Source organism: Gilliamella apis (assembly GCF_002142155.1).
Classification (GTDB): Bacteria; Pseudomonadota; Gammaproteobacteria; order Enterobacterales; family Orbaceae; genus Gilliamella; species Gilliamella apis.
On the sequence record NZ_NASD01000038.1, the window covers coordinates 1 to 9952 of the forward strand.

Here is a 9952-nt window from a genome sequence, read left to right on the forward strand (position 1 = left end):
TAAGCCTGCCGCCAGCGTTCAATCTGAGCCATGATCAAACTCTTCAATTTAAAGTTTGATGCTCAATAACTGTCTCTGACATAATTCAAATGAATCTTCAGTGTCACTTATCAAGACTTAATTTTTTGAGTCCGTAGACTTTTAATTTTTCGTCTCGCAAGTGCCCACACAGATTGTCTGTTTCTTCTTTTTAAAGAGCTGACAGGATTTTAATTTACTTCACAATTTCTTGTTTCAGTTTGCTGTCTCAAGGGCTGCGTATACTACGCTACACCTTTTTATTCGTCAAGATCTTTTTTTAAAATTTTTGACCTTGCTCACTAACACGACCCTTGTCTGCTTGTCGCTGACGCCGTGTTAGTGGATGCGCATTATAGGCACTTCATTTTTTTTGGCAAGTGAAAAGTTGCAATTATTTATTTGTTCGAATAAGCTTTAATCAGCATAAACGCTAATACAATGATATTTATTAAGATTATATTCAGTGAATTTTTTAGTTAATTTTTCAACTTGCTGATTATGCAATGTACTTATCACAATATTATCTAAAGTAGATAGTTTATTTAAGCTATTTAGATCATACTGATCATTAAGTAATGTATTAACTCTTGATGCAATTGCATATCCTGAATCGATAAAAGTTGTATTAGGAAAAAGTATTCTTAACTCATCTTTAATAAACGGATAATGAGTACAACCAAGTACAATTGTATCTGGAATGACAGATAACTTAAGCCATGGCTGCAATAGTGTCTCAAGTTGCTGCATATCAACAGCAATACCTTGTAATTTATTTTCTGCTATATGGGCTAATTCAGATAAACCAAGCAATTTAACATCACAATCTGGAGCAAACTCCTGAATTAAATTACTGGTATATGCTCTTTGTATTGTTGCTTTGGTTGCTAATAACCCTATACATTTATTTTTAGTAATTTTGCTGGCAGGCTTAATTGCAGGTACAACTCCTACAATTGGAAAAGGAAAGTTTGTCCGTAAACTTGGTAAACAAATAGTGCTAGCGGTATTACATGCAATCACAGCTAAATCAATAGAGTATGATTGTAAAATGGTAGCAATGATATGATTCACTCTAGTAATTAAATATTCAGATGATTTATCACCATAGGGAAATCCTTCATTATCAAAAGCATAAATATAATGTAGATTCGGCATTTTATTATAGATTTCATTATAAATTGATAATCCACCGATACCCGAATCAAAAACTAATACTGTGGGAGATTGTTTTACAATATTCATATATAGTTAATGAAGGTTAAAAAAATAAACGAGCCATATCCTAAATTGATTAAAATTTTATGCAAGTAATTTTGTTTGTGGTAGTACTGGCTTTTTTTAGAATAAATCATTAAAATGGACGTCTAGATGGTAAAACTGCTAAACACAAGCAACTTTCATTGTTATTTTATATTTAGAGAATTGCACTAAATAAGTTAAAGAAGGTAAAACATGTCAGAATTTCTATTTACTTCAGAATCTGTATCAGAAGGTCACCCAGATAAAATCGCCGATCAAATATCTGATGCTGTATTAGATGCTATTTTAGAACAAGATCCTAAAGCACGAGTTGCTTGTGAAACTTACGTAAAAACCGGTATGGCATTAGTTGGTGGAGAAATTACAACTTCTGCATGGGTTGATATTGAAGAATTAACCAGAAAAACCATTAATGATATTGGTTATACTAGTTCAGAAATGGGCTTTGATGCCAACTCTTGTGCAGTTCTCAATGCAATTGGTAAGCAATCGCCAGATATTAATCAAGGCGTTGATCGTCAAAATCCACTGGAGCAAGGTGCTGGAGACCAAGGTATTATGTTTGGCTATGCTACCAATGAAATGCCTAATTTAATGCCAGCAGCAATTAGTTATGCTCATGATCTTATGCGTCGTCAAGCTGAAGTAAGAAAAAATGGTACTCTCCCATGGTTAAGACCTGATGCCAAAAGCCAAGTCACATTGATTTACCAAGATGGAAAAATCCAAGGAGTCGATACTGTAGTTTTATCGACCCAACATTCAGAAGGCATTGAACAAAAAGCGTTGCATGAAGCGGTTATGGAAGAGATCATTAAACCAACGTTACCAAACGAGTGGTTAACTTCAAGAACAAAATATTTTATCAACCCTACTGGACGCTTTGTTATTGGTGGTCCTATGGGAGATTGTGGTTTAACTGGTCGAAAAATTATTGTTGATACCTATGGCGGTGCAGCACGTCATGGTGGTGGTGCATTTTCTGGCAAAGATCCTTCAAAAGTAGACCGCTCAGCAGCTTATGCAGCAAGATATGTTGCCAAAAATATTGTAGCCGCAGGACTTGCTGATAAATGTGAATTACAAATTTCTTACGCTATCGGTGTTGCTCATCCAACTTCTATTTATGTTAATACTTTTGGTACTGAAAAAATTGCTCATGACAAAATTATATCATTAATAAAAGAATTTTTTGATTTACGTCCTTATGGACTAATTCAAATGCTTGATCTTATCCAGCCAATTTATCAAAAAACGGCCAGCTATGGCCATTTTGGTCGAGATATCTTCCCTTGGGAAAAAACCGATAAGGCAGCTATTCTTCGCGATGCAGCAGGATTATAAACACATACCAATTTATCTACATAATCAAGTATTGGCTTGTTTAAGAACCCACTTAATTCAAGCCAATCAAATATTAAAAACCAATTATAAAGAGCCTAAAATCAGTTACAAACCTAAAGGTACTATTGCTGGCTGCGCATTATTAACCCATTGGGAAATACAACTTAATAGCACAATGCTCTATGAGAATAAGGAAGATTTTATTAATGAAGTTGTGCCTCATGAATTAGCTCATCTCATTACTTTTCAATATTTTGGTAAAGTAAAACCGCATGGCAAAGAATGGCAATATGTCATGTCTAAAATAATGAAAAAAGAACCAAAAGTGACCCATAATTTCAAAATTAAACGCAATGGATATATATATTTTTGTGACTGCCAAGAGCATCATTTATCACCAATACGGCATAACAAAATTATAAATAATAAAACTAGTTATCAATGTCGTAAATGCGGTACTATATTAAAACTTAAAAACTTTAGTTAATTTTAAAATAAACTATGCCTAATTTTGATACCCACTTTTACAAAAGTTCTATATTTATTGTAATTTTAAGCTTTCTCTTATATATCTTAGGTAATTTTTTTCTGCCGTTATATGGCAAAATAACAGTAAGCTTAATCGAACATTTCCAATCATTATTTTTATTATTTATGTGTGGTTATAGCTATTTTTATGCGAAAAGAGTTAAAAATCATTCAAACCTGTATAAATTTTGGATTTGGACAATTTTTTGGTGGTTTATGCTTTTTGGTCGAGGAATCAGTTGGGGACGAGATTTTTTCCCTGATGTTCCTCGCTTTTATTATAAAATTATAGCTAGTATTATCATGACAATTCCATTACTGACTATATTTTTGCCAACCATTCGTCACGAGATAACTCGTCGATATAAATATGACACAATTCCGGTCTGGCATCTATTTTTTGCCTTTCTTTTTTTAGGTATTGCCGACACAGCTGAACACCGTCGTTTAGGTTACCAATGGTTAGTTTTGAATCCTGAACGCAAAGATCTTATTGAAGAGTTGATGGAGATTCCTTGTCTTTTAAGCCTTGCATTAACAACATTCTATATGCAAAAAAATGAACAAAAGAGGTTAAATAAGTCATGTTAAGCTATCGTCATAGCTATCACGCAGGCAATCATGCCGATGTATTAAAACATATTGTATTAACATTATGTATTAACTCATTAAAAGAAAAAGAAAAACCATTTTTATACTTAGATACTCATTCTGGAGCTGGTCGTTATTTACTACAAAGTGAACATGCTGAAAAAACGGGGGAGTATTTATCTGGTATCAATTTAATTTGGCAACAATCGGAAACACCTGAATTGCTTAATACTTATTTATCGGTTTTAAAACGTTATAACCCTTTCGATAACTTGAAATATTATTTAGGCTCACCTTTAATTGCTAAACAATTACTAAGAGAACAAGACAAAATCAATCTTACAGAACTTCATCCTACAGATTATCCATTATTGCGACAAGAATTCAGTAAAGATAAGCGGGCGAGAGTATTAAGAGAAGATGGATTTTCACAATTAAAATCAAAACTACCTCCTGAATCTCGTCGAGGAATTATTTTGATTGATCCTTCATATGAAATAAAAGATGACTATCAAAAAATCCCTAAAGTATTATTGGAAGCATATAAACGTTTCGCAACTGGCATTTATTTAATTTGGTATCCAGTTGTTTCTCGAACTCAAACACAAAAGATGATAGATGAAATTGTTAACTTAGGTATTAAGAAAATTTCTCAATTTGAATTTGCAATCAAACCAGATAATAACCAGAAAGGTATGACGGCTTCCGGTATGATAGTTATTAATCCGCCATGGAAATTACAGCAACAAATGCAAACCATTATGCCGTGGTTGAAAAACACCCTTGATACAGAAAAAATGGGGAATTATCTTATTAAAGAATTAGTTCCAGAATAATTTCTAATAGTTATAAACCAAAAATGCGAGAACCTCTCGCATTTTTAATAAATAATATTTAAACAACAATTAAATAATAAAAATCAAGGAAAGAAATGACAAGCAAACAAATAAATCCATAAAATTATAGTTAGTAACAGGGAAAGAAAAACTGCTGCAGAACCATAATCTTTTGCCCGCCCTGACAATTCATGCCTTTCACTACCAATACGATCAACCACGCATTCAATAGCACTATTAAGTAATTCAACAATCATCACAACGCCAATTGAACCCAATAATAAAATGCGTTCATAAATAGAAAAATCGATTAACATTACTGTTATATAAGCTAGAATTAATATAATTAATTCTTGACGAAATGCGACTTCATATTTTATTGCAGACTTAAATCCCTTCAAAGAATATTTTGTCGCATTAATAATGCGTTGCAATCCGGTCGGTTTATTCATATTTATATTCGATCCCTAAATTATCGTACATAACCGTAGTTCATAAGACGTTGGAATCTTCTTTCAAGCAGTTGTGATAATGCTAAACCTTCTAATTCATCCAGATCAGCTAATAATTGTGCTTTAAGTGAAGTAGCAATAGCAGTATAGTCACGATGAGCGCCACCAAGAGGTTCTGGTACGATAGAATCGATCAGATTCAATTTTATCAATTTGTCAGCAGTCATATTCATTGCTTCTGCTGCTACTGGCGCTTTATCAGCACTTTTCCATAAAATTGATGCACATCCTTCCGGAGAAATAACGGAGTAAGTACTATACTGTAGCATATTAACTTTATCTGCGACACCAATTGCAAGTGCGCCACCCGATCCGCCTTCACCAATCACAGTACAAATTGTTGGTACATTTAATCGTGACATCTCACGTAGGTTACGAGCAATTGCTTCAGCTTGTCCTCTTTCCTCTGCACCAATTCCAGGATAGGCTCCTGGAGTATCAATAAATGTAATAATTGGTAACTTAAATCGCTCAGCCATTTGCATTAATCTCAATGCTTTACGGTAACCTTCTGGAGCAGGCATACCAAAGTTACGATAGATTTTCTGTTTAGTTTCACGACCTTTTTGGTGGCCAATCACCATAACTGGGCGATCATCTATACGCGCTATGCCACCAACAATTGCCTTATCATCAGCATAGGCTCTATCACCAGCCAACTCATCAAAATCAGTAAAAATTTCATTGATATAGTCTAATGTGTAAGGGCGATTAGGGTGCCTAGCTAATTGAGCCACATCCCAAGGCGATAGATTAGAAAATATTTTTTTAGTCAATTCACGACTTTTCTGATTTAATTGCTTAATTTCTTTATCTAAATTAATATCTAATTCAACTTGTTGCGAATCAATATTCTTTAAGGAATTAATTTTTGCTTCTAATTCCGCTATCGGCTTTTCAAATTCCAAAAAATTGTTCATAACGCTTGTGATTGCCTCTTGTATTATTTGTATTTTATTAAAAATACGTTACTAAATTTAGTATACTGACTATTTATTAAAATAAAATTAAACCAATTCTACTATGTAATTGTCATTGAAGTCATCAATATTTATTATTAATAGACTTAAACAGGTTAAATAGCACCTTTAATATTTATTTAAATCTTTATTTCTAAATAGCCTAAATTTTTATTACTTATTCGATTAATATAACTTAATTAATCAAATTCAAAATTCACACGCTCATTACCTAGTAAGGTTTTTAGTTCTATTATTAGTGCATCTTCAGGTACTATACGCCAAGTGGTACCAAATTGTAGGCGTACGATAGAATCTTCTCTTTGATAATATAAATTAATTGGTACACTACCGTGTCGATAAGGTTCTATAATTTGCTGTAGTCGTTGTAGGATTGTCCGATTAACTTCAATATCAGTTAATGTAATAGCTAACCCTTTAACATATTTAGCCCGAGCATCTTTTAAGTCAACAATATCACGAACAGATAATTTAAACCCACCATTGAAATCATCATGACTTACTTGCCCTGAAACAATTAGAATTTTATCTTTTACCAGTAAATGACCAAATTTATCTAATGCTTCAGAAAAAAGCATGCCATCAATTCGTCCTGACCTATCATCTAAAGTAAATAATCCAATTTTATTACCTTTTTTGGTAATTCGAACTCTAGCATCAACAACAATACCGGCAAAAGTAGCCATTTTGCCCCATCCAGTAGGTGCTGCCTCGCTAATACGAAGGCCCCCTGAATATCGATTGAGTTCTTTTAAATATTGGGTAACCGGATGGCCGGTTAAATAAAGTCCTAATGCTTCACGTTCACCATCAAGTAAAACTTGTGCTGGTAATTCAGGTACAGCAGCATATGCATGTTCAACTTGTTCTGGCTCTTCAGCAAGGACTCCGAACATATCTTCTTGACCAATATTCTGTGCTTTAGCATATTGATCTGCTGCTTGCATGGCATCATTAATACTATGTAAAATAGCTGCTCTATGTGGGCCCAATTTATCAAAAGCCCCTGCCATAGTTAATTTCTCTAAGACACGTCGGTTAATTTTTTTCATATCAGTTCGAGCACAAAGCTCAAAGATATTTTTAAAATATCCGCCGCTATTACGCGCCTCTACAATTGCTTCAATCGGCCCTTCACCTACCCCTTTTATGGCACCAATGCCATAAACAATTTCACCTTTATCATTCACATGAAAATGGTAAAGACCACTGTTAATATCTGGAGGATTAACTTGCAACCCCATTCTTAGACATTCGTCAACTAAACCAACAATTTTATCTGTATTGTCCATATCAGCTGTCATTACAGCAGCCATAAATTCAGCCGGATAATGAGTTTTTAACCATAATGTTTGATATGAAACCAGTGCATAAGCTGCGGAGTGAGATTTATTAAAACCATAGCCAGCAAATTTTTCAACCAGATCAAAAATATGCATTGAAAGCTCACCATCAACGCCTTGCTTTTCCGCACCTTCTTTAAAAACAGAACGCTGCTTAGCCATCTCTTCTGGTTTTTTCTTACCCATCGCTCGTCGTAACAAGTCTGCACCACCTAGCGTATAACCAGATAGTGTTTGGGCAATTTGCATAACTTGTTCTTGATATAAAATTATGCCATAGGTTGGTTCTAATATTGGTTTAAGAGATTCGTGTTGATGATTGATATCTGGATATGATACTTCTTCTCGTCCATGCTTACGGTCAATAAAATTATCTACCATCCCTGACTGTAACGGCCCCGGTCGAAATAAAGCAACTAAAGCGATCATATCTTCAAAGCAGTCTGGCTTTAACCGCCTGATCAAATCTTTCATACCACGCGATTCCAATTGGAAGACCGCGGTAGTTTCAGCTTTTAATAATAATTGGAAAGATTCTTCATCATCTAATGGAATACGAGTAATATCAACTGCGGCCTTACCATCCTTTAACTGGCGCTCATTAATCATTTTAATCGCCCAGTCAATAATGGTTAAGGTACGTAATCCTAAGAAGTCAAATTTAACTAGTCCAGCATATTCAACATCATTTTTATCAAATTGCGTTACTGGATGGTGGCCCTCAGGATCACAATAAATAGGAGAAAAATCAGTAATCTTAGTTGGAGATATTACAACACCTCCAGCATGTTTACCTGCATTTCGAGTAACACCTTCCAACTGTCTTGCGATATCAATAAGAGACTTAACTTCTTCGTTATTATCATAAAGCTCTTGTAGTTGTGGTTCAGCTTCAAACGCCTTAGCTAAGGTCATACCAGGATCAAGAGGAATTAATTTTGAGATACGATCGACAAATCCATAAGGATGGCCAAGTACTCGCCCTACATCACGGATAACCGCTTTTGCAGCCATAGTACCAAAGGTAATAATTTGCGATACAGCATCTCGACCATACATATCAGCAACGTGATCAATAACCATATCACGCTTTTCCATACAAAAGTCGACATCAAAATCCGGCATTGAAACCCGTTCTGGATTCAAAAAACGTTCAAAAAGTAAATCAAATGCTAATGGATCTAAATCAGTTATTTTTAAAGCATACGCAACTAATGAACCTGCTCCTGAACCACGTCCAGGGCCAACGGGAATATCGTTATCTTTTGACCATTGAATAAATTCCATTACGATCAAAAAGTAACCAGGGAAACCCATCTGATTTATTACGTTTAATTCTGTTTCTAATCGTTCATCATATTCTGGACGTTTTTGTTTTCGTTCTTCGGGATCAGGAAAAAGAAATTCTAATCTCTCTTCTAAACCTTCTCGAGATTTATGTACCAAAAAATCTTCCGTCGACATATCACCAGTAGGAAATTGTGGTAGGAAATATTCACCAAGCCTTATAGTAACATTGCATCGCTTAGCTATTTCTACACTATTTTCTAATGCCTCTGGAATATCTGAAAATAAATCGCACATCTCTTGTTCAGTACGCAAATATTGTTCAGCTGAATAATTTTTCGGTCTATTAGGATCTTCAAGTGTATTACCATCATGAATAGCGACGCGAATTTCATGTGCTTCAAAATCCGAAGATTTCAAAAATCGTACATCATTAGTCGCCACAACAGGTAAGGCATGTTGTTCAGCTAGCTTAATAGCACTATGAATAAATAATTCTTCATTAAGGCGATTTGTGCGAACCAATTCAAAATAAAAGTGTTGATTAAAATTTTCTTGATAAAAGTTAATTGCATCATCAATAATCGCCTGATTATCACGAATAATACCAATACCAATATCACTTTCACGACCAGCTAATATGATTAAACCATTGCGATGCAATGTTAACCATTCTTGATCAACAACTGGTAAATCTCCAATATAGCCACGCTGGTAAGCTTTAGAAATTAATAAAGTAAGATTTTGGTAGCCTTCATTATTTGCAGCTAATAATGTTAACCGATAAACCTCATCACTTAATTGTGAATTTTTAACAGCTAAATCGGCACCAATAATCGGTTTGATGCCCTTACCCATTGCTGAACCATAAAACTTCACCAGTCCACACAGATTGGTAAAATCAGTAATAGCAAAAGCAGGCATTTGCAACTTGCTGACTTCATTAACTAAAGCACCTACTTTAGCAATGCCATCAATCATTGAAAAATCGCTATGTAAGTGAAGATGAATAAACTTAGGTTCAGTCATATTTACCAAAAATAATTACTCCGAAAATTAGCCTCAATTATAGCATAAACCATATGAATATTCTTATTGTCTTTATTTATCGGAAAATCCCATAACGGACAAATAAAACTCGTTATTTATATTAAAAATTTTTAATAGTTAATCGCTTTATCTATCACGGATATTTTGCTATTTTTAGTGATATACCTAAATAGTACTATTAAATTAGTTAGTATTAACAG

Annotated in this window: 8 protein-coding genes; 4 read left to right on the forward strand and 4 right to left on the reverse strand. The window is 34.1% G+C overall.

The genetic code is table 11. From position 1 onward, the window contains the following. Nucleotides 1-435: 435 nt before the first annotated feature. A complete protein-coding gene (gene murI, locus B6C84_RS11285) occupies nt 436-1263 on the reverse strand; it encodes a glutamate racemase (protein ID WP_086320909.1) in 828 nt (275 codons plus the stop codon). A 210-nt stretch (nt 1264-1473) separates the two neighbouring features. On the opposite strand from murI, the gene metK reads away from it, so the two are divergent. The 4 genes from metK (at nt 1474) to B6C84_RS11305 (ending at nt 4580) form a co-directional block, all read left to right on the forward strand. Next, nucleotides 1474-2625, forward strand: coding sequence for a methionine adenosyltransferase (gene metK, locus B6C84_RS11290; protein ID WP_065614592.1), 1152 nt, complete (start codon nt 1474-1476; stop codon nt 2623-2625). Then, on the forward strand, nt 2609-3112 hold the full coding sequence (locus tag B6C84_RS11295) for a SprT family zinc-dependent metalloprotease (RefSeq protein ID WP_086320908.1): 504 nt from the start codon (nt 2609-2611) through the stop codon (nt 3110-3112). Before metK ends, B6C84_RS11295 begins: the two co-directional genes overlap by 17 nt. A 257-nt stretch (nt 3113-3369) precedes the next feature. Then, nucleotides 3370-3744, forward strand: coding sequence for a hypothetical protein (locus B6C84_RS11300; RefSeq protein ID WP_065614594.1), 375 nt, complete (start codon nt 3370-3372; stop codon nt 3742-3744). Further along, nucleotides 3738-4580 carry a 23S rRNA (adenine(2030)-N(6))-methyltransferase RlmJ gene (locus B6C84_RS11305; protein ID WP_086320907.1) on the forward strand — a complete coding sequence of 281 codons (843 nt, stop codon included), beginning with the start codon at nt 3738-3740 and terminating at the stop codon, nt 4578-4580. Before B6C84_RS11300 ends, B6C84_RS11305 begins: the two co-directional genes overlap by 7 nt. 83 nt (nt 4581-4663) lie before the next feature. Here B6C84_RS11305 and B6C84_RS11310 read toward each other — a convergent pair whose 3' ends face one another. The 3 genes from B6C84_RS11310 to dnaE form a co-directional block, all read right to left on the reverse strand. Beyond that, a complete protein-coding gene (locus B6C84_RS11310) occupies nt 4664-5032 on the reverse strand; it encodes a diacylglycerol kinase (protein ID WP_086320906.1) in 369 nt (122 codons plus the stop codon). A 20-nt stretch (nt 5033-5052) separates the two neighbouring features. Next, nucleotides 5053-6012 (reverse strand): acetyl-CoA carboxylase carboxyl transferase subunit alpha, encoded by a 960-nt coding sequence (accA, locus tag B6C84_RS11315; protein WP_086320905.1) that lies wholly within the window; start codon nt 6010-6012, stop codon nt 5053-5055. A 239-nt stretch (nt 6013-6251) separates the two neighbouring features. Beyond that, the gene (gene dnaE, locus B6C84_RS11320; protein ID WP_086320904.1) at nt 6252-9731 is read right to left on the reverse strand and encodes a DNA polymerase III subunit alpha; all 3480 of its coding nucleotides are present in this window, start codon (nt 9729-9731) and stop codon (nt 6252-6254) included. Nucleotides 9732-9952: the final 221 nt, after the last annotated feature.

Coding starts and splice junctions, on each gene's coding strand:
- murI (WP_086320909.1), bottom strand. CDS start 1,263: ATGAATATTGTAAAACAATCTCCCACAGTATTAGTTTTTGATTCGGGT.
- B6C84_RS11300 (WP_065614594.1), top strand. CDS start 3,370: ATGCTTTTTGGTCGAGGAATCAGTTGGGGACGAGATTTTTTCCCTGAT.
- B6C84_RS11295 (WP_086320908.1), top strand. CDS start 2,609: ATGCAGCAGGATTATAAACACATACCAATTTATCTACATAATCAAGTA.
- metK (WP_065614592.1), top strand. CDS start 1,474: ATGTCAGAATTTCTATTTACTTCAGAATCTGTATCAGAAGGTCACCCA.
- dnaE (WP_086320904.1), bottom strand. CDS start 9,731: ATGACTGAACCTAAGTTTATTCATCTTCACTTACATAGCGATTTTTCA.
- B6C84_RS11305 (WP_086320907.1), top strand. CDS start 3,738: ATGTTAAGCTATCGTCATAGCTATCACGCAGGCAATCATGCCGATGTA.
- B6C84_RS11310 (WP_086320906.1), bottom strand. CDS start 5,032: ATGAATAAACCGACCGGATTGCAACGCATTATTAATGCGACAAAATAT.
- accA (WP_086320905.1), bottom strand. CDS start 6,012: ATGAACAATTTTTTGGAATTTGAAAAGCCGATAGCGGAATTAGAAGCA.